This window comes from Streptomyces sp. NPDC053673 (assembly GCF_055585225.1).
This window is the reverse complement of the sequence record NZ_JBVJKN010000052.1, coordinates 20,649-41,734: the sequence shown is the minus strand read 5'-3', so window position 1 is coordinate 41,734 and position 21,086 is coordinate 20,649. Positions and strand designations below refer to the sequence as shown.

19 protein-coding genes and 3 pseudogenes are annotated in these 21,086 nt (G+C 69.9%); 12 read left to right on the top strand and 10 right to left on the bottom strand.

The features are described 5' to 3' along the window. Nucleotides 1–133: 133 nt before the first annotated feature. Nucleotides 134–331 (bottom strand): annotated as a pseudogene (locus ACZ6ZQ_RS36500) (VOC family protein); the annotation flags it as partial. Between the two features lie 254 nt (nt 332–585). Beyond that, nucleotides 586–1,077 carry a hypothetical protein gene (locus ACZ6ZQ_RS36495; RefSeq protein WP_469772830.1) on the bottom strand — a complete coding sequence of 164 codons (492 nt, stop codon included), beginning with the start codon at nt 1,075–1,077 and terminating at the stop codon, nt 586–588. Between the two features lie 200 nt (nt 1,078–1,277). Between ACZ6ZQ_RS36495 and ACZ6ZQ_RS36490 the strand changes: the two genes are divergently transcribed. Beyond that, nucleotides 1,278–1,895 carry a TetR/AcrR family transcriptional regulator gene (locus ACZ6ZQ_RS36490; protein WP_469772829.1) on the top strand — a complete coding sequence of 206 codons (618 nt, stop codon included), beginning with the start codon at nt 1,278–1,280 and terminating at the stop codon, nt 1,893–1,895. Nucleotides 1,896–2,027: 132 nt separating this feature from the next. Continuing rightward, the gene (locus ACZ6ZQ_RS36485) at nt 2,028–3,701 is read left to right on the top strand and encodes an acyl-CoA dehydrogenase family protein (protein WP_469772831.1); all 1,674 of its coding nucleotides are present in this window, start codon (nt 2,028–2,030) and stop codon (nt 3,699–3,701) included. A gap of 98 nt (nt 3,702–3,799) precedes the next feature. Here ACZ6ZQ_RS36485 and ACZ6ZQ_RS36480 read toward each other — a convergent pair whose 3' ends face one another. The 3 genes from ACZ6ZQ_RS36480 to ACZ6ZQ_RS36470 all read right to left on the bottom strand — a co-directional run bounded on the left by ACZ6ZQ_RS36480 (nt 3,800) and on the right by ACZ6ZQ_RS36470 (nt 6,667). Then, nucleotides 3,800–4,741 (bottom strand): FAD-dependent monooxygenase, encoded by a 942-nt coding sequence (locus ACZ6ZQ_RS36480; RefSeq protein ID WP_469772828.1) that lies wholly within the window; start codon nt 4,739–4,741, stop codon nt 3,800–3,802. 940 nt (nt 4,742–5,681) lie between these two features. After that, nucleotides 5,682–5,867 carry a DUF1737 domain-containing protein gene (locus ACZ6ZQ_RS36475; protein WP_030612363.1) on the bottom strand — a complete coding sequence of 62 codons (186 nt, stop codon included), beginning with the start codon at nt 5,865–5,867 and terminating at the stop codon, nt 5,682–5,684. Between the two features lie 317 nt (nt 5,868–6,184). After that, a complete protein-coding gene (locus ACZ6ZQ_RS36470) occupies nt 6,185–6,667 on the bottom strand; it encodes a hypothetical protein (RefSeq protein ID WP_469772827.1) in 483 nt (160 codons plus the stop codon). A 149-nt stretch (nt 6,668–6,816) separates the two neighbouring features. Here ACZ6ZQ_RS36470 and ACZ6ZQ_RS36465 point away from each other — a divergent pair, with 149 nt between their 5' ends. From ACZ6ZQ_RS36465 to tpg, 4 genes are all read left to right on the top strand, one after another. Beyond that, on the top strand, nt 6,817–7,857 hold the full coding sequence (locus ACZ6ZQ_RS36465; protein WP_469772826.1) for a hypothetical protein: 1,041 nt from the start codon (nt 6,817–6,819) through the stop codon (nt 7,855–7,857). 64 nt (nt 7,858–7,921) lie between these two features. Then, on the top strand, nt 7,922–8,347 hold the full coding sequence (locus ACZ6ZQ_RS36460; RefSeq protein WP_469772825.1) for a DUF3592 domain-containing protein: 426 nt from the start codon (nt 7,922–7,924) through the stop codon (nt 8,345–8,347). A 279-nt stretch (nt 8,348–8,626) separates the two neighbouring features. Continuing rightward, nucleotides 8,627–10,846, top strand: coding sequence for a telomere-associated protein Tap (gene tap / locus ACZ6ZQ_RS36455; protein WP_469772824.1), 2,220 nt, complete (start codon nt 8,627–8,629; stop codon nt 10,844–10,846). 3 nt (nt 10,847–10,849) lie between these two features. Further along, on the top strand, nt 10,850–11,404 hold the full coding sequence (gene tpg / locus ACZ6ZQ_RS36450) for a telomere-protecting terminal protein Tpg (protein WP_469772823.1): 555 nt from the start codon (nt 10,850–10,852) through the stop codon (nt 11,402–11,404). Nucleotides 11,405–11,629: 225 nt separating this feature from the next. Here the strand turns inward: tpg and ACZ6ZQ_RS36445 are convergent, their stop codons facing one another. Next, nucleotides 11,630–12,238, bottom strand: a complete 609-nt coding sequence (locus tag ACZ6ZQ_RS36445; protein ID WP_469772822.1) for a helix-turn-helix domain-containing protein — start codon at nt 12,236–12,238, stop codon at nt 11,630–11,632. Nucleotides 12,239–12,325: 87 nt separating this feature from the next. On the opposite strand from ACZ6ZQ_RS36445, the gene ACZ6ZQ_RS36440 reads away from it, so the two are divergent. The 3 genes from ACZ6ZQ_RS36440 to ACZ6ZQ_RS36430 all read left to right on the top strand — a co-directional run bounded on the left by ACZ6ZQ_RS36440 (nt 12,326) and on the right by ACZ6ZQ_RS36430 (nt 14,150). Further along, nucleotides 12,326–12,952: a class I SAM-dependent methyltransferase gene (locus ACZ6ZQ_RS36440; protein ID WP_469772821.1), complete on the top strand. Its 627-nt coding sequence runs from the start codon at nt 12,326–12,328 to the stop codon at nt 12,950–12,952. A gap of 44 nt (nt 12,953–12,996) precedes the next feature. After that, nucleotides 12,997–13,497: a DinB family protein gene (locus ACZ6ZQ_RS36435; protein ID WP_469772820.1), complete on the top strand. Its 501-nt coding sequence runs from the start codon at nt 12,997–12,999 to the stop codon at nt 13,495–13,497. A gap of 128 nt (nt 13,498–13,625) precedes the next feature. Then, nucleotides 13,626–14,150, top strand: a complete 525-nt coding sequence (locus ACZ6ZQ_RS36430; RefSeq protein ID WP_469772819.1) for an SRPBCC family protein — start codon at nt 13,626–13,628, stop codon at nt 14,148–14,150. A gap of 947 nt (nt 14,151–15,097) precedes the next feature. On the opposite strand, the gene ACZ6ZQ_RS36425 is transcribed toward ACZ6ZQ_RS36430, so the two are convergent. Next, entirely contained in the window at nt 15,098–16,867 is a 1,770-nt protein-coding gene (locus tag ACZ6ZQ_RS36425; protein ID WP_469772818.1) for a serine/threonine-protein kinase, read from the bottom strand. 49 nt (nt 16,868–16,916) lie between these two features. Here ACZ6ZQ_RS36425 and ACZ6ZQ_RS36420 point away from each other — a divergent pair. The 3 genes and pseudogenes from ACZ6ZQ_RS36420 to ACZ6ZQ_RS36410 all read left to right on the top strand — a co-directional run. Continuing rightward, nucleotides 16,917–17,236: pseudogene (locus ACZ6ZQ_RS36420) on the top strand (transposase); the annotation flags it as partial. Nucleotides 17,237–17,241: 5 nt separating this feature from the next. After that, nucleotides 17,242–17,511: pseudogene (locus ACZ6ZQ_RS36415) on the top strand (NAD(P)H-dependent oxidoreductase); the annotation flags it as partial. Between the two features lie 203 nt (nt 17,512–17,714). Then, nucleotides 17,715–18,350 carry a hypothetical protein gene (locus tag ACZ6ZQ_RS36410; RefSeq protein ID WP_469772817.1) on the top strand — a complete coding sequence of 212 codons (636 nt, stop codon included), beginning with the start codon at nt 17,715–17,717 and terminating at the stop codon, nt 18,348–18,350. 36 nt (nt 18,351–18,386) lie between these two features. On the opposite strand, the gene ACZ6ZQ_RS36405 is transcribed toward ACZ6ZQ_RS36410, so the two are convergent. The 3 genes from ACZ6ZQ_RS36405 to ACZ6ZQ_RS36395 all read right to left on the bottom strand — a co-directional run bounded on the left by ACZ6ZQ_RS36405 (nt 18,387) and on the right by ACZ6ZQ_RS36395 (nt 20,978). Further along, a complete protein-coding gene (locus ACZ6ZQ_RS36405; protein ID WP_469772816.1) occupies nt 18,387–19,466 on the bottom strand; it encodes a sensor histidine kinase in 1,080 nt (359 codons plus the stop codon). After that, a complete protein-coding gene (locus ACZ6ZQ_RS36400; RefSeq protein WP_469772815.1) occupies nt 19,459–20,163 on the bottom strand; it encodes a response regulator transcription factor in 705 nt (234 codons plus the stop codon). Before ACZ6ZQ_RS36400 ends, ACZ6ZQ_RS36405 begins: the two co-directional genes overlap by 8 nt. A gap of 68 nt (nt 20,164–20,231) precedes the next feature. Then, nucleotides 20,232–20,978: a VanZ family protein gene (locus tag ACZ6ZQ_RS36395; protein WP_469772814.1), complete on the bottom strand. Its 747-nt coding sequence runs from the start codon at nt 20,976–20,978 to the stop codon at nt 20,232–20,234. Nucleotides 20,979–21,086 lie beyond the last annotated feature (108 nt).

Genomic DNA, 21,086 nt, shown 5'->3' with positions numbered 1-21,086 from the left:
CAATCCACACCAGGCCAGAAGGCCCTCACCCATTTCAAGATCGATCAGCCGTGACCCCTGTCACCGTCCACAACCTCCCAGGACAGAACACCTAGTGGTCCTCCAGCACGTCACCGCCTGCGTGAAGACGCGGTCAGGCGGGCTGACGCAGCTCGACCCGATTGTCCTCAGGATCGGTGACCCAGCCGAATCGACCGACACCCTCCATGTCCTGCGTTTCGTTGGCCACGTCCGCTCCCTTGGCGCGCAGTTGCGCGAGCATCGCATCCAGGTCGCGGACCCGGAAGTTGAGCATGTTTTGCTGGGTGCGGGACCCGAAGTGGGGGGACCCATCCCCGCACAGCGCGATGAAGCAGGAACACCCGCCCGAAGCAGCGTCCGGCAACGGCGTGGCAGCTGCTGCCACAGGGCCATCTCCAGTGATCCCAGGACGAGTTGGGTCGCCTTGGCGGGAGGCGGACCAGTCGACGATGCGGCGGGAGAACGGCGCGAAGCGCCCGTCCCTCCGGTGGTGCCGGGGGTGCTGTTCCGTCAGCCTGGCCCGGGTGCTGTCCTCGACGACCGTGTCACCGCTCTTCGCGGACGTCACGGTGAGGCGCACCGGCACGGTGGACGCACCGATGTCGTCCGGGAGTTGGACCGGCAGCGAGGCGAACGGGTCGTCGGGACTGCCCGATGTCCGCTCCTCGCAGGTGCCGTCCACGCACAGCCGGATCCTCGCCGCGTCCCGGCCGCCGAAGTCGGTGGGGCGCGCCACACGGCGGAGACCAGCCGTGACACCGCGGGGGCGGCCGTCTCGGTCTCCACGACACCACGGTTCTCCGCGGCGTCCACGAACGCGACGTGCAGTCCGCCCACGCCGGGCAGTTCCGCCTCCGACAGCTGGAGGACCTCGTCGCGCACGGATTCCAGCGCGGTGACGTTGTGCTTCACCACTCCGGTGCGCGGGGCGACCTGCTCGGTGACGGTCGGCCCGGCAGACGCGGGAGTGGTCTCCGTGGTGTCCCAGGGCATCGCGAACGACTCCTCGCCGGTGGTCTCCGCGGACCCGTCGGCGGGCGGCGCCGGGGTCTCCACTCGTTGGGCTCGATGTCGGGCTCGGTGCCGTCCTCCGTGTCCGCGGCGGGCTGTCCGCTGCCATCGCCGGCCGAAGCGGGGTGCCGTCTGCATGCCGCTCTACGTGGGCTCTGGGGACCGTCACAGGGCCCGTGCGCTCCTTGCGCTTCAGGGTGTGCGGAGGCTGGTGCGAAGTTCTGAATGATGGTTCACTTGTTTGCATGGCCTACCGCAAGACGCCCGCAGTGCAGGATCGCCTGGCCGCCGCCAGGGAGCATCTGGTCGAACAGGCCACCGCCGTGGTCGCCGACGTGGGCTGGGCCAATGCCTCCGTCACCGCGGTCGCCGCCGCGGCCGGGATCTCGGTCGGCTCGGTCTACCAGCACTTCGCCTCCAAGGGGGCGCTTGCCGTGGAGGTCTTCCGCCGCGCGTCCGGGCGGGAGGTCGAAGTGCTCAGCGACGTACTCCGCGAGGGCAGCGGTGACCCGGTCGAACGGCTCGCGTTCGGAGTCGACGTGTTCGCCCGCCGCGCCATGGAGTCCCGTGGCCTGGCTTACGCATTGCTCGCAGCCCCGGCCGAGCCGGCGGTGGGCCAGGAGCGGCTGAGGTTCCGGCGCCGGTACCGCGAAGTGTTCGCGGAGGTCATCCGCGAGGGCATCGGCGCCGGGCTGCTCCCCGCCCAGGACCCCGAGGTCACCGCCGCCGCACTGACCGGCGCCATCGGCGAGGTGCTGGTGGACCCGCTGTCGGCTCCCGCCGAGGGCGCCGCCGCCGACCACCTGATCATCGAGCTGGTGGCGATGTCCCTGCGCTGCGCGGGCGCAACGCCCGCCGACTGAACTCCTACGACTCCAAGGACTCCGATGACCGCAACCGCAGACGTGACCGCCACGGCGAACGTGACCGCGAACGCAAGCGCAGACGCGGACGCCGCGGCGAATGTGACCGCGAACGCAACCGCGAGCGCAGACGTGACCGCAGCCGCGGACGCCGCACCGCGCAGCAACCCCAGCGCGCGCACGCATGAGGTGACCAACCAGGCACCGCCGCTGGTCGGTCACGACGTCGCCGACGACCCCGTGCTGCTGGAGGGAGTGCGGCGCGAGGGCGCCGAGTGGTACGCCGACGACCTGCACCGCGTCGGCCGCCTGGCCGGATCGCAGGAGGTCCAGCGCTGGGCCGAGGAGGCCAACCGCCACGAGCCGGAGCTGCGCACCCACGACCGATACGGCAACCGGATCGACGAGGTGGACTTTCACCCCTCTTACCACGCGCTGATGGACGTGGCGATCCGTGAGGGGCTCGGCGGCGCGCCCTGGGCCGACGACAGGCCTGGCGTACACGTGGCGCGCGCGGCGGGCTTCATGGTGTGGAGCTCGGCCGAACAGGGCCACGGCTGCCCCGTGTCCATGACCTACGCGGTCGTTCCCGCCCTGCGGTCCGCACCGGAACTGGCGGCGGTGTACGAGCCGTTGCTGACCAGCCGTGTGTACGACCCCGGTCTGCGCGCGCCCGCGAGCAAGCGCGGACTACTCGCAGGCATGGGCATGACGGAGAAGCAGGGCGGCACCGATGTGCGCGCCAACACCACCACCGCCACCGAACAGCCGGACGGCACCTGGCGGCTGCGCGGCCACAAGTGGTTCACCAGCGCCCCGATGAACGACCTGTTCCTGGTCCTGGCGCAGGCCCCGGGCGGGCTGTCCTGCTTCCTGGTGCCCCGGGTGCTCCCGGACGGCAGCCGCAACACGTTCCGTATCCAGCGGCTCAAGGACAAGCTCGGCAACCGCAGCAACGCCAGCAGCGAGCCCGAGTTCGACGACACCGTCGCCTGGCTGGTCGGCCCGGAGGGGCACGGGGTGCGGACCATCATCGACATGGTCACGATGACCCGCCTCGACTGCATCCTGGGCTCCGCGGCCGGCATCCGCACCGCACTGGCGCAGGCCGCCCACCATGTCCGCCACCGCTCCGTGTTCGGCGCCAAGCTGATCGACCAGCCGCTGATGCGCAACGTGATCGCCGACCTCGCGCTCGAGTCCGAAGCGGCGACCACCCTCGCCCTCCGGGTCGCGGGAGCGGCCGACCGGGCGCAGCGCGGCGATGCGCAGGAGCGGGCGTTCCTGCGGCTGGCCACGGCGGTCGGCAAGTACTGGGTGTGCAAGAGGCAGCCCGCAGCGGTCGCCGAAGCCCTGGAGTGCCTCGGCGGCAATGGCTATGACGAGGCGTCGGGGATGCCCCGGCTGTACCGGGAGGCCCCGCTCAACGGCATCTGGGAGGGCTCGGGCAATGTCAACGCCCTCGATGTCCTGCGCGCCCTGACCCGTGAGCCCGACTCGCTGGACGCCTTCCGTGCCGAGATCGAAGCCGCTGGCGGGGCGGACTCCCGGCTGGACGACGCCTGGCGGCAGCTGAGGGGCGAGCTGACGCTCACCGACGACGCGGCGCTTCGCTCCCGCCGCCTGGTCGAACGCATGGCTCTGGTGCTGCAGGGTTCCCTCCTCGTGCGCCACGCCCCGGCCCCGGTGGCGGACGCCTTCTGCACGTCACGGCTCGCCGGCGACCGCGGGCTGGCCTTCGGCACGCTCCCTGCGGGCACCGACCTGTCCGGCGTCATCGCCCGGCTCCCGGGCGCCGTCGACTGAGTGCTTGTACGGGACTGACACAACGGCCGTCTCGCGACCGGGATGCCGCCTCTCAGCCCTGCCGGATGTGAACTCTGCGCCGAAGCCACATGTGCCGGTCAGCTCAGTGGCGGGGGTGTCCAGTCGGCATGGCGCAGGATGGTGCGGAGGATCGCGCGGGACGGCGCCAGTCGGAGCCCCGTATTGCGCAGGGCGATGGCCAGCGGGTGGGTCAGTTGCTGGCCCATGCGGCCGGCCTGACGGGCTGCGCGGGCGACGGACTGGCTACGGGGGCGGCGCACGGCGTCGTAGTGGGTCAGCGCCGACTCGACGGTGGGCTCGGTGACGAGTGCGGCGGCGAGTGTGGCCGCGTCCTCCAATGCCTGGCAGGCGCCCTGGCCGAGGTTCGGCGTCATGGCGTGGGCCGCGTCGCCAAGGAGGGCGATGCGGCCCGCCGCGTAGGTGGACAGGGGGATGGTCAGCTCGTTGATGTCGTGGTGCAGGACGGCCTCGGGCCGGGTCGCGTCCAGCAGCGCGGGGATCGGGTCGTGCCAGTCGGCGAACCGGCGCCGCATCTCGGCAAGGGGGTCCTGGTAGCGCACGCCGGCAGGCGTGTTGAGCACGGCGTGCCACTCGGCGCGGTCGTCGGTGAAGGCGATGTGGCCGAACTCGGCGCCCTGCCCCCAGGTCAGTTCGAAGTCGGTCCGCAGATCGACCGGGCGCTCGGTGATGGCGCGCAGTACGGTCGACCCGCTGTAGGCGGGGCCGGGGTGGTCAGGGAAGAGGTGGGCGCGCACCCGGCTGTTGATGCCGTCGGCGGCCACGACCAGATCCGCGTCGTGAACGGTGTCCCCGAGAGGTATCCGCACCCGGTCAGGGTCGGAGCGGTCGAGGGATGTCACTTCAGCCCCGATCACCAGGGACTCGGGCGGCAGAGCCTCGCGAAGCAGTCGGTGGAGCGCGGCGCGAGGGATGCCGACGATCGGAGTACCCAGCTCGCGCTCCAGCGCGGCGCCCTCCATGCGGGCCAGAACGTTGTCCTGGAGGCCAAGCGTGGGCATAGCGGCTCCCTCGAAGTGGGTGGGATCGCAGCGGTGACAGGGCAAGGCCGCGGCGCGGCCGTTCAGGTCAGCGGTCAGTGCCGTTCCGGCGTGACGGGCGAATGCGGCCGGATGACGACTCCTGGCGGGATGGACAATAACGGAACTGGTAGTCACGCATCTAGAGGGGCGCCTGTCAAATGAACTGCGTGTCCGGGATGGTTGGGGGCCCCGACCACGCCACCGCCGCCCGCGCGCTCACCGAGGTACACGCCCGCGTCGCCGAGCTCGCCCGCCCCTCCGGCACCGGAAGCAACGCCGGCTCGATGCTCGACGGCCTCGCCGATGCCCTGCTCGGCCGGCCGAAGGTGATGCAGTCGGGGAGTGATGGCCGCGCACCTTTCCCTGTCCGTCGGACGTCGTCTCGGAGATCCGGCGCATCGGCGGTGACCGAACCTGCTCTGTGTTTCTGCGACCACGTCGCACTCCCATTGGAGACCGCGACCCGTGCGTCGGGCCCAGGCGATGCCCACTCGGCTGCCGGCCAACACCGCGGGCCCATCGTTATCAGCGGCTCAGCCAGCCGAATTGAGAATGGGGAGGTTGAAGCGAACCACGCCAGAGAACACAGACACACTCCGGGCTCGTCCGGGACGGCAAATACGCGTGCCGCGAGCAACGGGCGGACTTGCCGGACGGCGCCCGAGGCGGTGGTTCGGTCCACCCCCGTACAACTTGGCCGGCGCGACGTGCGGCAGTGCCGGCGCAGGTACAAGAGCGTGACCAGGAGCCGGTCGGCGAACAACAGCCGTTGCTGGGGCCGGCTCCGGCGCCGCGCCGCCGGTCCCCGCCGCGACGCTCACGCAGCGCCGACTCATGGGCGGCCTGTCTCACAACTCGCCCAACCGTACGGCCTTCCTCACGTCACGGGCCGATCACAACCACCGCTCTCCCGAAGTCGCTACGGCAGTGCCGGCCAGACCAGCGCCTGGGCGACGATGACGTTCTCACCGTTGAAGGTGACGGCGGGGCCTTCGTGCAGTTCGTAGCCAAGGCCAATCGCTTCGCTCACACGCTGGCAGAAGGCGGCGTCGTCCGGGCCGGTCAAGACTCGGTAGACAGGCAATCCGTCTGGTGGGGTGCTCATGAGGAGAAGGATCTCAAACTCATCCGCCAACCGACCCGCCGGGGGTGCCCGGCATGAGCGCACCGCCGCCGCCCTGCTCGGTGTGCGCACGGGCACCGTCAAGTCGAGGCATTGCTTCCCGCGCCGGCCGGAGGCACCTCCCATTTTGCTCAGGTGCTCAGGTGGATGCCGGGCCGACGTTCTCTCCCTCGGCGAGGAGGCGACGTGGGGCATCGACCTGGACGGCGGCGGGGCCGGCTCGAGGGGCACCCAGTTCCGCGAGGCTGGTGACGCCGCTCTGATCCCGTGGTCTCGCGAGCCCGCATCATGGGTTCGCCTCAGCGACCGCGTGGCTGGACGGCAAGCGCGGTTGGTGGGATCCCCAGCGCGTCCAGTCGGGCCAGGAGTTCTGTCTCCTGTCCCTCGGTGACGGCAATCCACAGGGAAGTTCCCGAGTCACTGGCGCTGAAGACCTGTCGGTTCCCTCGCCGGCCTTCGGCATGGATTGTGTAGGGAGCCAAGTCCAACAACACTTCGAACTGCGCGTCGTCGCGGACGTCGATGTCGATCCCCATCCCGGGATCGGCGTGCGGGGAGCGAGTGCCATCCGCCACCGCCTCCCGGGCCAGGGACAGCGCGCGTTCGTACGAGTGCAGCACCTCCTGTGGCCAGGCATCGTCGCTGTAGGCGTCGAGGTGGGCCGTGTCGATGCCAAAGCGCAGCACGCGCAGCGCCTCGCGATGAACGAGCACCACATCCGCAGCCCTCAATCCACCCACGAGTACGAGTTCACGGCTCGAGCCGCCATCCTGGTTGATCACACACGTGACTTTCCCACATGCAGTGGCCCTTCCTCCCTGGAGGAAATCTGCTGCACAACGTGATCTTTGTCAGACACCCTTTGACGGCTGAGACCACTGCCCCGGTCCGCCTGCTCCTGGCCGCAGGAGCGGCCATAGACTCCCACGCCATGGAAGAGATCCTCAGGCTCGGTGAGATCACCTGTCCGCCGGGGACCCTGGTCGTCATCGATGGCGGTCATCTTGGGTTGTGGAGCGGAAAGCGGTCGCCGGTGGAGATCGATCCCGCTCTGCTCGGCATTGACGACGCGGCGATGGCTGACGATGTCCTCAACTCGGTCGACTTCGCTGTAGTCGGCCCGGACGCCTTGGCAGCGGTCCGCAGTTTCGACCGGCAGCCAGGTGCAATGCTCCATGACATCCCGGCCTCCCGGGCATCGGAGCTTGGGGCGATGTTCGAGGAGCACTGCCGGGCCTCAGGCCTGGACGCCCGTCTGGAGGCGTTGCCGAGCCGCGAACCACATGCCCAGCGGGTGCGCCGGACTGCCGCTGAGGGCGGCGGCAGTTTCCTGATGTTCGGGGTGCCTGTCGTCGCGGTGGGTGGGGTGCCCTGCGACCGGCATCTGCCAGTGCTGGCTTCGCGAGTTGATTCCGGCGACGGTGTCGGTCCGCGCTGGTCTGAGATATCGGTCCGGTTGAGCGAAGGCCGGGCCGAGTCATCCGTGCCGCTGGGTTATGTCGGCGTCGACTGGGCCCGGGTGCTCTTCGGCGATGCCGATGCCTTGAATGCCTGGCAGCACAACGAGCCTGTGGACGGCTTGGCCGACGTCGCATTCTGGGGTGCTGCCGCTGACGAAGCCGCCGAGACGTTCGCAGCAGGGGAACTGGGCGAGCCCGGCGAGGACGGTGTCCGCGGGTGGACTGGGCTGGCCGTGGCGGAGGCGGTGGAGAAGGCTCGCGCTGTGCTGAGGTGGAAGGAGGAGACCGGGCGCCGCTTGATGGTGGACTTCCGGCCGCATTCCCGTCACTGGCAGGTCATGCGGCAGGTTCGTGCCTCCGAATTCGAGGCCGGAGCCGTGGATATCGGTGATGCCCGACTGCTCTGCGCGATGACGAGCTGGGGCGATGGCTACTTCCCCGTGTCGGCCGACCTGGATGCATCCGGCGCGGTGGTCGCGGTGCGGATGAGCTTTTCCGACGTGCTCAAGTAGCTGTTCGATCTCCGTCGGAGCTCGGATGCGCAACCGACACCCCCACGCACGCGTCGGACAAGACATGCAACGCGAATGGCTCTTCTCGCTCATCCCGCTGACGATTGGCGTGGTGTTCCTCGGCTTCGGCGTGTACGGACTCCGCCGCGCCAGCGCGCTCCGTCGCACAGGTGTCACCGCAGAGGGTCGGATCGTCCGCCACGATGTCAGTCGAGGCGACGAAGGTGCCACGTTCTACCACCCGGTCGCAGCCTGGACGACCCCGGACGGCCGTGAGTGCGAGTACTCATCGAGGTTTGGTCGCGGTTCCGTCGGAGGCGGTTTCGGCGTGGGGACCTTGGTCACGGTCCGATACGATCCGGAAGATCCCCGCCGGTTTGCGATCCAGGGCTGGGACGTAGCGACGGTCGACGTGTTGTTCACCGTGCTGGGGTCGGTGTTCACAGCGGGCACGTCGGTGGTGTTGCTCGTCCGACTACTCACTCTCTGACCGCAGCCGACTCTCATCTTCTACGGCGGCAGCGCGTCCGCACCGAGTGACCCGGGCCGCCACCGTGTCGCGGGGCCGTAGTCAGTCAACCAGCCATCGATGAAGCGGAGGCCCAGCGATCAGCCTTCGGTGAGACTGCTCAACCTTCGCGCGCGACAGGGCATCGCCCTCCCGACGACTGCGCTACCCCGTAAGTAGGCGCTGCGTGCAATCCATGTGCGAGACTCTGTTGAATCCACGTGAAATCTGCGAGTGATTCCTTTAGGCTGGGGGGAGGAGGTGGTTCCCCTGTCCAACGACGAAGAGACCTTGTTCGGCGCGGTCGATGCCCTGCTGGAGCAGGTTGCCCGGGACCCTCTGCCGCCTCCTGCCGAGCGTAAGCGCCTGCGGGAAGCGGCCGGGCTGAGCCAGGACCAGATCGCGAAGGCACTCAAAGCGCGGCGTGAGTCGGTCAGCAACTGGGAGTCGGGCAGAACGGAGCCCCGGCCGCCGAAGCGCGCCGCCTACGCGCGGCTCCTGGACGGCCTCGCCTCCCGCTTCCCGGCCCCTTCCGCCGAACCTGCGCCGGAAACAGCGCTACCCGTGCCCCCCAACGCCCCCGCAGCACCCGCGCCACGAAGAGTCGCCCCCGCACAAGCCCGTCAGCGGTCCGCAGATCCCGAGGCCGTGACGACCGCTCAGCACACCCGGCCACACCTCGTTTCCGCCTCTTCCCGGCTCGCGGACACTACGGGGCTTCCGCCGGCGCCTGGCACCGCGGACATGAAGAAGACGGCGCCGAAGCCCAGCTCGGCCACGGCCGCCGTCGACACGCGTTTCGCCCACGGGCCGCTCGCGGTCATCGACGCCGACACCGACGGAAAGGCCGTCGCCTACTGCCTCGGGGGCTTGGTGCAGGACGTGCCCGCCAAGTCTCTTTCGTCCCTGGTGGAGTGGACGCTCGCCGAGGCGCAGCTCGGTGCGCACCGGCTCAGCCGCCACGGCAAGGACGCCGACCCGGTCCTGGTCCTCACCGACGCGGCCGCTGTCCGCTACGGCTTGCCGGCCCGGCTGAGCGATACCGAGCGCCGGGCGGGACGGCTGCCCGAAGGACACAAGGTCCTCAAGCAGTTGGACACGGCCGAGTGGCAGCTCACCCGGCGCGGGTTCGGTCCATGGGCGCGGATCTACCGCCCCGCCGAAGGCGGCAAGCGCTCCTGCGTCCAGCTGTGCATCCTGGGCTGGGACGCGCTCGATGCCCGTTCCTGGGGCGACGCGGCGCAGTTGCCGCCCGCCGAACTGGCCCAGCTCCTGGGCACCTACGCGCATCGGGTGCTGACCCCGCGCGGCTCCACGGCCGTGAACGGCCTGGAGCTGATGACCGCCCTGCACCCGCCCACGCGGGCGAGCGAGCCGGACCAGAACGGGAGGCGGCACAGCGAACACAACCCCGGCTCCCTCGGCAAAGACCCGGTGCAGTGTGCACCGTGCGAGGCCCCGGACGGGCACCCGCTGCTCGCTCACCTGCCGCGCTTTTACGAGCGCACCCCGGGTGAGGTCCTGGTGGAAGAGGCGTACGACTGGGCGCGGCCGCTGACCGATGAGGAGTGCGCGAAGCGGTTCGTGGTCGGCATCGACGTGAACATGGCCTTTGCCGCGGCGGCCAACGGCACCGTGGTCGGCCTGGGCGCCCCGGTGCACGTGAACAAGCCCGGTTTCGATCCCAAGATGCCGGGCTCGTGGCTGGTGGACCTCTCCCACATCGACCTCGACGAGCACCTTCCGTCGCCGTTCACCCCCACGGGCGAGCGGCCGACCGGCCCGGCGTGGTACGCCACCCCGACCGTGGCGTACGCGGTGGAGCTCGGCCACACCGTGACGCCCGTCGAGGCGTACATCCGCCCCGACAACGGCCGCTACCTGGACGCCTGGTACCAGCGGCTGCGCGACGCCTACATCGCCACCATGGCCGACCTCGGCGTGAGCACCCACATGGCCCCCGAAGCGTTCCTTCAGGCGATGGCCGTACACAAGCGGACCGACCCGGGCATGGCGGTCGTCCTCGCGGCGATCAAAGCCACCGTCAAGGGCGGCATCGGCAAGCTCCGCGAGCGCCCCAGAGGCGGCGGCTGGCGGCCCGGTCAGCCGTGGCCGGCGCTGGCCCGGCCGACGTGGCGGCCCGACATCCGCGCCGCCGTGATCTCCAAGGCCCGCACCAACATGCACCGCAAGATGCTCAAGACGGCGGCGGCCACCGGCCAGTACCCGGTCGCGGTCCTGTCCGACTGCGCCGTGTACGCCTCCGACGGCCCCAGCCCCCTGGACTTCCTCCCGTACGAGGGCGGCAAGCCGCTGCCGGGCGGCTTCCGCCTCGGCGTTTCGCCGGGGATGGTCAAGCACGAGGGCACCCAGACCACCCTGTGGGCCGAAGGCGCACGAGAAGAGCACGGCCCAGGCCTCAACCTCGCCCGCTACATCAAGGACGGCAACCTCACCCCCACCATGGACAGCGGGGAGTAGACCGTGGGCAAGCTCGCCGACAGCCTCGACAAAGCGGTGCAGGGGGCATTCACACGCCCGATCCCGAAGTCCGCGCCCGCGCAGATGCGCTACCTGGTCAAGAAACTCAAGGGCACCCGGGCGGTCGCCGGCCTGCTCGGCATCGACATCCGCACGGTGGAGCGGTACGTCAAGAACGAGATCAAGCACCCCCGCAAAGCCCTCGCCGCACGCCTCGAGACAGAAGTGCGCAAGCGGTGGCAGCCGCAGATCCGAGCCAAGGCGAAGAAGGCCGCGGCCACCACCGGCGGCATCGTCATCGACACCCGCGCGCGTTTCGGCTACACCGCCGCCCCGGGCAGCACCGACGACGCCCGCCTGCGCCACCTCACCCAGGCCCTGCCCCCGCAGTACGCCGCCCGCCTCTTCGAAGCCCAGGAACAGGGCGCCACCGAACGGCAGTTGCTGGACATCGCAGCCGAGGGCCTTCAGGAGATCTACTTCAAGGACCACGGCCGCCGCGCCCATGGCTTGCAGGTCGAGTTCACCGATGTCGACTACATCGACATCGAGCTGTAGACGCGTACACCCGACGTGCTGAGCGATGCGCACGTGCGAGCCGAAGCACGATAGCTGTCACATAGGCAGGCCTTGTTGTCACCGGGGAGGCCGCGGCCCGTTGTCGATCGGTGTGGCCAGCTGCTCGGCGTGAGATCCCCGGGCGTCGCCTACAGCGAACACGACCCGGCCGTCTTCCTCAAAAGGCCGGCGTCACCGACGCGCATACAGAATGTCTCGCCGAGTTCACCGTCGGCTCTCGGCCCGCGGCGAGCGATGAGGGTCGGTGCGTACGTGCGCACGCACCCCTTGCAGGCCGAACAGGACGAGAAGCTCAACCACGCCGCCGTCGGCGCTGCCCAGCCAGTGGGGCAGGGACGTGTCGAACTCGGCCGCCTCACCGGGCGGCAGTGTCAGGTCGCGCTCGCCGATCACGAGCCGCAGGCGTCCGCCCAGCACGTAGAGCCATTCGAAGCCTTCGTGGGTCTGCGGGGTCGGTTCGAGTGGTTCCGGCGGGGCGGGGATGATCATCTTGAACGCGTGCACCCCGCCCGGTCGCCGGGACAGGGGCACGAACGTCATCCCGAACCGCCTGATCGGCTTGAGGTGTATCCGGGGGTCGCCAGTGCGCGGGGCACCGACGAGGTCGTCCAAGGGAACGTCGTAGGTACGAGCCAGCGGCAGCAGCAGTTCCAGGCTTGGCCGGCGCAGCCCGCTCTCCAGCCTGGACAGAGTGCTTTCCGACACGCCGGTCGTCGCCGCGAGGTCCGCGAGGGTGATGCCACGGTCACGACGCAGCGCGCGAAGGCGCGGCCCCACCGCGTCGAGCACGTCGTCGTCCGTCTTGCGATCCATCAAGCCATCTTGCCGTAACCGCAAGATTCCGTGCCAGGTCGTGGGGTGCCTGGCAAGACTGAGTGCATACCGACACAAGGAGCCTTGATGAGCACCACCGATGCGGTCGCGTTCTGGGACGGCGTCTACGCGGCCCGACCGGCAGCCGGCCGCCCGCAGCCGAATGCCCGCCTCACCGAGTTGGTGACGGGCCTGCCACCCGGTGACGCGTTGGACCTCGGATGCGGCGACGGCGGCGACGCGCTGTGGCTCGCCCGCCTGGGGTGGCACGTCACCGCCGTCGACATCTCGGCCGTGGCGGTCGAGCGGTTCGCCGCCCTCGCCCGCTCACACGGCCTGGGCGACCGCGTCACCACCGTGCGGGCCGACTTGCACAAGTCTTTCCCGCCCGGCGAATTCGACCTGGTCTGCACCCACTACCTGCACACCCCCTTTGACCTGGACCGGGCAACCGTCCTGCGCTCGGCCGCGCACGCACTGCGGCCGGGCGGGCGGCTGCTGGTCGTCGACCACGGCTCGGCCGCGCCGTGGTCGTGGAACCAGGATCCCGACATCCGCTACCCGAGCCCGCGGGAAGTCGCCGCGGGTATCGACCTGGCCCCGCAGACATGGACGGTCGAACGGGCCGACGCACCCCGCCGGATCGCGACCGGACCGGACGGGCGCACCGCCGAGGTCACCGACCACGTCCTCCTCATCCGCCGCACGGCCTGACACGGCGGCCGACACCCGCCCCCGACAAAGGAAGGGAGACCACGGTGCCCAGCACCACGCGCCGCAACCACCGCCGCGACACTCCGCCGCCCCGGACCGCAAGCAACGAGACCGAGGTCCTGCGCGGATTCCTCGACTACCTCCGGACCTCGATCGCCGCGAAGGTCGACGGCGCCCCCGAACCGCAGGTACGAACAGCCGCGGTGCCGTCGGGCACGAACCTGCTCGGCCTGCTCCACCACCTGACTTTCGTCGAGCGCTCGATGTTCCTAGGGGACGACGTCACCGACTGGCAGGCGACGTTCCAAGCCGCACCGGCGGACAGCGTGGCCGATGTCGTCGCCCGCTACCGAGACGCGGTCAAGCGCGCGAACGACGTTCTCGACGGGTGCACCGATCTCGGCGCACCGGTTCCCCGACCGCGGCCGGACCGCCCCGCTCCCAGCATCCGCTGGGCACTCACCCACATGATCGAGGAAACCGGCCGGCACGCGGGCCACGCGGACATCCTCCGCGAACTCATCGACGGCACGACCGGCCGCTGATCCACCTGTTCCAGGACCGAAACACGTGATCGTACGGGCGGTGGACGTGCCGCACGCCGGGCCCTGGCCCCGCTATCGGTCGTCACCATCCAGCTCGCCGACTGACTTTCGCTCCACCCGATCAATGTGTGCTTGACCGCCCGCTCGACCGCGTCTTCTTGGCCGGGGACGCCGCCCGCATCCACTCACAGGAGCCCTCTACCATGCACAAATACGACGTCACAGTGACTACCTGCGCCTCGCCGGAAGTCGTCTGGAACCTGCTGGTCGACGCCGCAAGCTGGCCGCTGTGGTCCAAGGTGGACAGTCTGGATACGACCCAGTCGGTCGACCTCGACCCCGGCGGCGACGACGGCGTCGGCGCCGTCCGAGCCTTCCGGACGGGACGCGTCGTGACCGGGGAGCGGCTGACTGAGAAGGTCGAGCGACGCCTCCTGGCCTACGAAGACGCGTTCAATCGGTCGATGCACAACTATCACGCGCGCATCGAGCTGAAGCCGACAGCGAGCTCAGGCACGGTCATCCACTGGTACGGCCAGTACGAGACGAGCTGGCTGTTGGGCTGGGTCATGCCGCGTTACCTCCAGAAGTTCATGCAGGGCATGGCGGAAGGGCTGGCCCGCTACGCCGAGGAGTGCAAGCCGGCTCAGTGACGCCTACGCCGCAGCGTGCGTTCAGCCAGGGCCCGCCCGAGCTTCGCGGCGGATCACCCGGGAGTCTCGTACACGGCCTGGACCGGGTCAGGCACCGGGCTCGGTTTCGGCACGCTCGCAGGCCGGTCGTCAGGGCAGGGCGAGGACGTCGTCGATCGCGGACCGGATCGTTTCGTCCTGGAGGAGCGCCCGGTAGTGTCTGCCAAACCCCGCAGGGCGCGCCGCAGTTCCAGGGCGGGGTCATGCCCGAGCGCCGACTCCAGCCGCTCCCACGGCACATCGTCCAGCGCCTCACGTATGGTGCGTGCCACTCATGCCCCCGTGACCTCATCCGATCCGCTCCCCGACGGTCATCCTGTCATCGAAAGGCGGCCTCTGCAGGGTCGCTTGACCGGGCGCCCATCTGCCCGCCCGGCGCGGTCTGCACAAGCCGGCGCGGCGCTTCGCGAGGTTGGGTGGTGACAACTGCCTGCTTCGCACTGGCTGGTGACCAGTACCTGGCTTCGCCAGTGACAACTATGGGGGCCTCGTTCACGGGGACTCGCAGGTTGGCGTGGCCCGGGGTGACAGCAACCGTGAGCCGGCGCACAACGTCACCGCCGTCGCGTCAAGGAGTGTCGCGCCGCCGGGCCCCGTCTGAGCCCGGCAGATCCCCGGAGAGCCCGGACATCAGGGCACTGGATGGCTGCGTCGTCGTCCCCGGGATTCATCGACGCGCACGCGTTCACCGGAGTTCCCGTCCGCTGAGCCACGACGCCACCTCACCGGCACGGGTGACGCAAGTCCTCGTACAGCAGCTCCAGCGCAGCGACTGCGTTGAGGTCGCCGTCTGCCCAACACCGTCCACGTCCACGACTCCAAGAACCCGAGGGCCCGGTCTTCACCATGGCCCCCAGGGCCCGGGCGGCGTTCGTCGACCACGCCGCCGGGCCCAGCCGACAGGCCGGTCAGTTCTGGGCCGGCATCACCCGGGTCACCTTGCCCTTCAGATCGGCATCCAGATAGCCGGTGACGTGGTCGTCGGCGAGATAGACGGCCAGTCCCAGCGGGGTGTCGAACGTGTCGTCGGCAGGGCGGACCAGGACGTAACGCATGGTCGGCCGCTTCACGTTCAGGTCCTTCTCCGCCCGCTTCAGCAGGGCGGGAAGCACGTCCCAGTCGAAGTCATCCAGGCTGAACGGGCGGTCGCCGCCGATCAGTGCGCTGCTGATGATGCCCTTCTGGACGCCCTGGCCCGGGCGGTAGGTGTAGCTGTCGTACTTGGTGTCGCTGCCCTTGACCATGATCTCCGCGGACACGTAGTCCGGATAGACGGTGAAGTCGCATGCGCGGTTCGTGCCGGTCGTGGCCTTGATCTCCTTCACCGCCGTCCGGATGCCGTCCGGGGTGAGCAGATCGGTCTTCGCGTCTGCCTGTGGCGCCGGCGCCGAGCGGGACGCTGTGGGCGGTGCGGGAGTCGGGTCCTTGGTCCTGGTCGAGGACGAGCCGGGTGGATTGGCTGCCGTCTCGCGGTCCTTGTCGCCTCCGTCAGGCAGCAGAGTCCACACCAGGACTCCTGCCAGCACGGTCCCGACGACGGACGAGGCAATCGCGACCCGGCGCTTCGCACGGCCGCCGGGTCGCGGCGGCGTCGGCCGTGTGGGGCCGATCGGGTAGGGGGTCGGCGGCCCGACCGGAACGGGCACGGCGTCGTGCGGTGCCGACGGTCCGAAGCCGATCGGCGGCCCGAAGCCCGCCGGGGGTCCGAACCCGGCCGGTGCGAACGGTGCGGAGGGTGCGGTCGTCGGTCCCGGCGGAGGAGGCAACCGGTACGAGGTGGCCCCGCCCGGCCCGCGCGCCCCGTCCAGAGCGCTCGGAGCAGTCGGGGCCGTGTCCCGGCCCGCGGCCGCTTCCGCGAGCAACCGGTCGGCGGTCTCCGCGTCCGCCCGGGCGGCCGGGTCCTTGACGAGCACGGTGCTCAGGAAGCCGGTCAGCACTCCGGCCTGGAGGGGCGGCGGAAGCTCCTCGCTCAGGACGGCCGCCAACGTCGCGAGGGTGGTTCCCCTGCGCAGCGGGTGATGCCCCTCGACGGCGACGTACAGCATCATCGCCAGCGACCACAGGTCGGAGCCCGGGCCGCCCTCGTCGCCGGAGATGCGCTCGGGCGCCATGTAGTCGGGCGTGCCGATGACGGACCCGGTCGCGGTCAGGGCGGTCGACTCCCTGATGGCCGCGATGCCGAAGTCGGTCAGGACGGGACGTCCGTCGGGCCTCATCAGGACGTTGGCGGGCTTCACGTCCCGGTGCTGGATGCCGACGTCGTGCGCGGCGCGCAGCGCGGCCAGCACCTCGCGGCCGAGCCGGGCGGCCTCGACGGGCGTCAGCGGCCCCTTCCCAAGCCGGTCCTGGAGCGATCCGCCGGTCACCAACTCCATGACGAGCCATGGGTAGGTGTGCTCCCCGCCGTCCACCACGTGGTGGATGGTCACCACATTGGGGTGGTCGACACGGGCGAGCGCCCGTGCCTCGCGCAGAACCCGGGCCCGGAGCATCGCCGCGCCCTGCGGGTCGTATTCGGCAAGACCCGGATCGGGCGGCCGCACCTCCTTGAGCGCCACGGCCCGGTCCAGGACCAGATCGCGCGCCCGCCACACCATGCCCATGCCGCCGCCACCGAGCCGCGCCTCCAGCTCGAAGCGCCCGTCTATGACCCGTCTGCCGGATTCCCCATCGCTCATGGCCGGGAGCCTACGAGATGCCGGTGACACGGGCTCGCGCAGGTGGCTCCAACGCGCCGCAAAGGACGCCGTGCTGATTGTCGACGGGGCCCTGGTCCCCACGCGGGATCACACGGTTGCCGAGCAGTCGAAGAACTACCGGTACTCGACCAACCAACCGGTCGTCATCGACGCTGACACCCGACTCGTCGTCTGCCGGCCGGTCACCGGCAACCGCAACGACTGCAAGGGGAACTGTCCGGTGCGAAGGCCGCCGTCGGCCGGACCACGGTCATCGCGGACGGTGGCTACCGGGGCACCGGCCTGGTCATCCCGCACCGCCGCGAACGCGGCCAGATCGAACTGCCTGCTTGGAAGGAGGAACACAGCACCTTCTGCTGTTCCCGATCCAGCACGGCATCCTCTACTACCCGGGCATCGAGGTGCTGCCGCCGTTCGTGCTGTACGGCACCGACCGGATGACCGGCGAGGACTACTCGGACGTCGCCAAGGCATGGGAGCAGCGACTCCTCACCCTGGAGTCGACCGAGCCGATCGCGTTCCTGCAGCAGAACTTCGGCGACTACGAGATCCCCTCGCTGCAGCTGAAGGAGGGACTGGAGCCCGCGGGCCGCACGGGTTTCGGGCTGCATGTGCGCGGCTGACCGCCGGCGATGGAGAGGACGAGCTCGCCGAGGGCCTGGTGAAGTCCAGCGGGCGCGGCTGGGCGGCGGTCCCCGCCTCCCTCACCCAGTTCCTCACCTGGCGTCGACGCCGCTCCCGGTCAGGTGCCGCCCGCACGGCTCCAGGACTCTCCCGGGTACGGCTACTCATGCGTCGCGCAATGCCGGCGCCTACCGTCGCATGCATGCTCAAGAGTCGTCTACGTAGAGCCCGGGTCTCCGGGAGGTCCGTCCTGTATGCCGTCACGGGGCTTGTGGTGGTGGCGCTGCCAGTCGCTGCCGTGGTGGCCGGGAACGTCGTGTGGAACGGCGCGCCGTATCCTTCGGCCGACCCTGACGCGGTCGCGCAACGGCTCAAGGCCCGGTCCGACGAGGTGTATGACGGCTTCGCGCTGCCCGAAAAGTACGCCGCGGATCCGGGCAGGGTCGATACCGGCGCCTGTTACTACCGCGGGCTGAGGAGCATCGCCCACATCGACGAGGCACGCAGCGACGTCCGCAGCTTCGGTCTCGATTGGAGCGTGGCCGACATCCCTGAAGCCACCGCCCGAGACGCGCAGCGGCGCGTGCGCCGGCAACTGGTGCAGCAGGGTTGGAAACTCACCCAGGAAGGCGACCGTGCCGGCGCAACCTCCCGCCAACTGGGCTTCCGATTCGAAAACCCGGCAGGCGGCGATCAGGTCGACGTGCGGTGGAACGACTCGACTACGACTCTGTTCATCAGCGTCTACGCCCCCTGTGTGCAGATTCCCGACGAGTTCGTGGAGTACGACTGGGCTGAGGCGGACTGGCACCCGAAAAAGCAATCCGCTGGGCTTTGAAGGGCTCCCGCCCATGAGGATCTGGAAGCGATTTGCTCACGGCGTGCTGGGAAGCCGGACCGTGACGAGGAGACCGCCGGCGGGGCGGGGGACGAGGTCGAGGGTCCCGTCGTGGGCGTGGACGATGCTGTGCACGATGGCAAGGCCGAGGCCGACGCCGGCGTGTTCGTCGGTGCGTACGCGTTCCGTTCCGCGCCGGAAGGGTTCGGTGAGGGTCGGCACCAGTTCCGGTGTGAGCGGATGACCCGTGTTCTCGACCCGTACCACGCTCGCGTCGCCCTGCGCTTCGGTGTGGACCGTCACGGTGCCGCCGGCGGGGAGGTTGTGGACGATGGCGTTCTGGACGAGGTTCGTCACTATCCGCAGCAGGAGTTCCGCGGAGCCGCTGGTCCGTGTCGCTCCGCCGGTGACGTCGAGTGTGATCCCGCGCTGTTCGGCGAGGGGGAGCAGGGTTTCGGCGGCCTCTTCGGCGACGAGGGAGAGGTCGACGCTCTCGCGGTTGAAGTTCCCGCGGTCGCTGCGGCTGAGCAGCAGGAGGGCCTCGGTGAGGTCGATCGCGCGCGTATTGACAGCCTGCAGGCGTTCGAAGAGTTCGTCTTGGTCCCGCGTGGGGTCCCTGCGGGCGACGTCGAGCAGCGTCTGCGAGATGGCCAGCGGGGTGCGCAGTTCGTGGGAGGCGTTCGCGGCGAACCTCTGCTGCTCGGCGACGTGCGACTCGAGTTGTTCGAGCATGGTGTCGAACGCGTCGGCGAGTTCACGGAATTCGTCCTGGCGGCCTTCCATGCGGATCCGGTGGGACAGCGATCCGTTCCCGGCCATGCGTGCCGCGGCCGTGATCTGTGTGAGCGGTGCGAGCATCCGGCCGGCGAGGATCCATCCCCCGACGAGGCCGAACACGAGCAGGAAGACCATCGCCACCGCCGCGGCGGGGGCGAAGGTGCGCACAAGGAGGTAGCGGTTGGGCGCGATCCCGAGAAGGCCCTTGGGGGTGTCGGGTACGTAGCGCAACAGGAACCCCCACACCACGGCCAGCAGGAGAGCGCCGGCGACGGCGAGGAACCCGGCGTAGCTGAGGGTGAGTTTCAGTCGGACGCTGAGCCCTGGGCGTCTATGCATGCGTACCGCCGGGGCGGGTGGTGTCGGGGCCGGTGGAGCCGGTGTCGATGCGGTAGCCGACACCCGGCACCGTAGCGATGATCCATGGTTCGCCGAGCCGTTTGCGCAGTGCGGAGACGGTGATGCGGACGGCGTTGGTGAAGGGGTGGACATGTTCGTCCCAGGCCCGTTCCAGCAGCTCTTCGGTGCTGACGACCCCGCCTTCTGCGGCGACGAGGACTTCGAGCACGGCGAACTGTTTGCGGGTGAGCGCGACGTAGCGTCCGTCGCGGAAGACCTCCCGGCGGAAGGGGTCGAGGCGCAGGCCCGCGATCTCGCGGACCGGGGGCCGGGCGTACGCGCGTCTGCGGTCGAGCGCCCTCAGCCGCAGGACGAGCTCCCGCAGCTCGAACGGTTTGGTGAGGTAGTCGTCGGCGCCGAGCTCGAACCCGGAAGCCTTGTCGTCGATCCGGTCGGCGGCGGTGAGCATGAGGATCGGGATGCCACTGCCGGAGGCGACGATGCGCCGGGCGACCTCGTCGCCGGAGGGGCCGGGGATGTCGCGGTCGAGGACCGCAAGGTCGTAGGAGTTGACGCTGAGCAGTTCCAGGGCGGCGTCGCCGTCGCCGGCGATGTCGGCGGCGATCGCCTCCAGCCGCAGACCGTCATGGACGGCTTCTGCCAGGTAGGGCTCGTCCTCCACGATCAGTACGCGCATGTCTGAAGCCTAGGCAACACAACATATCGCCGACGTATGCAAAGACGTGTGCACACCGGGCACACGACTCAGCGTGCCGGTGCCGGTGCCGGTGCCGGTGCGGGTGCGGGTGCGGGTGCGGGTGCGGGTGCGGGGCGAGGGTCGTCCGACGGCGCTTCCGCCGTAGTGCGCCACCAGCGGCGCGACGCCAGCGCGGCGAGCACGGCGCCGGCGGCGTTGACCAGTACGTCGTCAACGGAGGACACCCGGTCCAGGCGCATGACGTACTGTGCGGTTTCGACCAGGACCGAGCAGCCCGCACCGAGCGCCAGGATCCGCGGCACGGACGCCAGCGCCGCGAACCGCATCGGGGCGAAGAACCCCAGCGCCGCGAAGATCAGCAGGTTGCCGACGATCCCGAGCGGCCCCATCGTGAGCAGGTCCCGCAGCGGTACCAGGCTCACCCGGCCGGGGACGGTCCCGGCCCCGGCGCCCGGCATCATGGTCATCCATAGGAACGGCACCGTCCCGTGGACCATGCCCACCTCGGCCAGCGACATCCGCCACGCCGATGTGACGCCGGCGGCACGCCGACGGCGCGCCAGAGGCCACACCACCAGCGCGGCCAACGGCAGCGCGACCATCGTGATGAGCACCACACCGTTGAACGTACCGAAGCAGCCGTGCCACCGCCCGGCCGTGCACATCGGAGCGGCCATCGTGAGCGGCCCCCGCACGACGAACGCGGCGCTCGCCATGCCGAGGATCGCCAGGCTGAGGAGCACGATCCTGCGCGTGCGGCGGGGCGGTGCTGACAGGGATGCGTTGTGGTTCATGCCCCCATTGGAGACGGAGGGCCGTTGCGGTGGCGTATGCGATTTTCGATACGCCCGCGATACACGGAATCCCCGGCATCAAGGAACTGGCGCAAGCCGGCAGTGAGA

Excerpts from the sequence above, each read along its gene's own strand:
- ACZ6ZQ_RS36400 (WP_469772815.1), bottom strand. The coding sequence starts at position 20,163 with ATGCGCGTACTGATCGTGGAGGACGAGCCCTACCTGGCAGAAGCCGTC.
- ACZ6ZQ_RS36460 (WP_469772825.1), top strand. The coding sequence starts at position 7,922 with ATGCAACGCGAATGGCTCTTCTCGCTCATCCCGCTGACGATTGGCGTG.
- ACZ6ZQ_RS36490 (WP_469772829.1), top strand. The coding sequence starts at position 1,278 with ATGGCCTACCGCAAGACGCCCGCAGTGCAGGATCGCCTGGCCGCCGCC.
- ACZ6ZQ_RS36475 (WP_030612363.1), bottom strand. The coding sequence starts at position 5,867 with ATGAGCACCCCACCAGACGGATTGCCTGTCTACCGAGTCTTGACCGGC.
- ACZ6ZQ_RS36445 (WP_469772822.1), bottom strand. The coding sequence starts at position 12,238 with ATGGATCGCAAGACGGACGACGACGTGCTCGACGCGGTGGGGCCGCGC.
- ACZ6ZQ_RS36440 (WP_469772821.1), top strand. The coding sequence starts at position 12,326 with ATGAGCACCACCGATGCGGTCGCGTTCTGGGACGGCGTCTACGCGGCC.
- ACZ6ZQ_RS36465 (WP_469772826.1), top strand. The coding sequence starts at position 6,817 with ATGGAAGAGATCCTCAGGCTCGGTGAGATCACCTGTCCGCCGGGGACC.
- ACZ6ZQ_RS36480 (WP_469772828.1), bottom strand. The coding sequence starts at position 4,741 with ATGCCCACGCTTGGCCTCCAGGACAACGTTCTGGCCCGCATGGAGGGC.
- ACZ6ZQ_RS36395 (WP_469772814.1), bottom strand. The coding sequence starts at position 20,978 with ATGAACCACAACGCATCCCTGTCAGCACCGCCCCGCCGCACGCGCAGG.
- ACZ6ZQ_RS36425 (WP_469772818.1), bottom strand. The coding sequence starts at position 16,867 with ATGAGCGATGGGGAATCCGGCAGACGGGTCATAGACGGGCGCTTCGAG.
- ACZ6ZQ_RS36410 (WP_469772817.1), top strand. The coding sequence starts at position 17,715 with ATGCTCAAGAGTCGTCTACGTAGAGCCCGGGTCTCCGGGAGGTCCGTC.
- ACZ6ZQ_RS36405 (WP_469772816.1), bottom strand. The coding sequence starts at position 19,466 with ATGCATAGACGCCCAGGGCTCAGCGTCCGACTGAAACTCACCCTCAGC.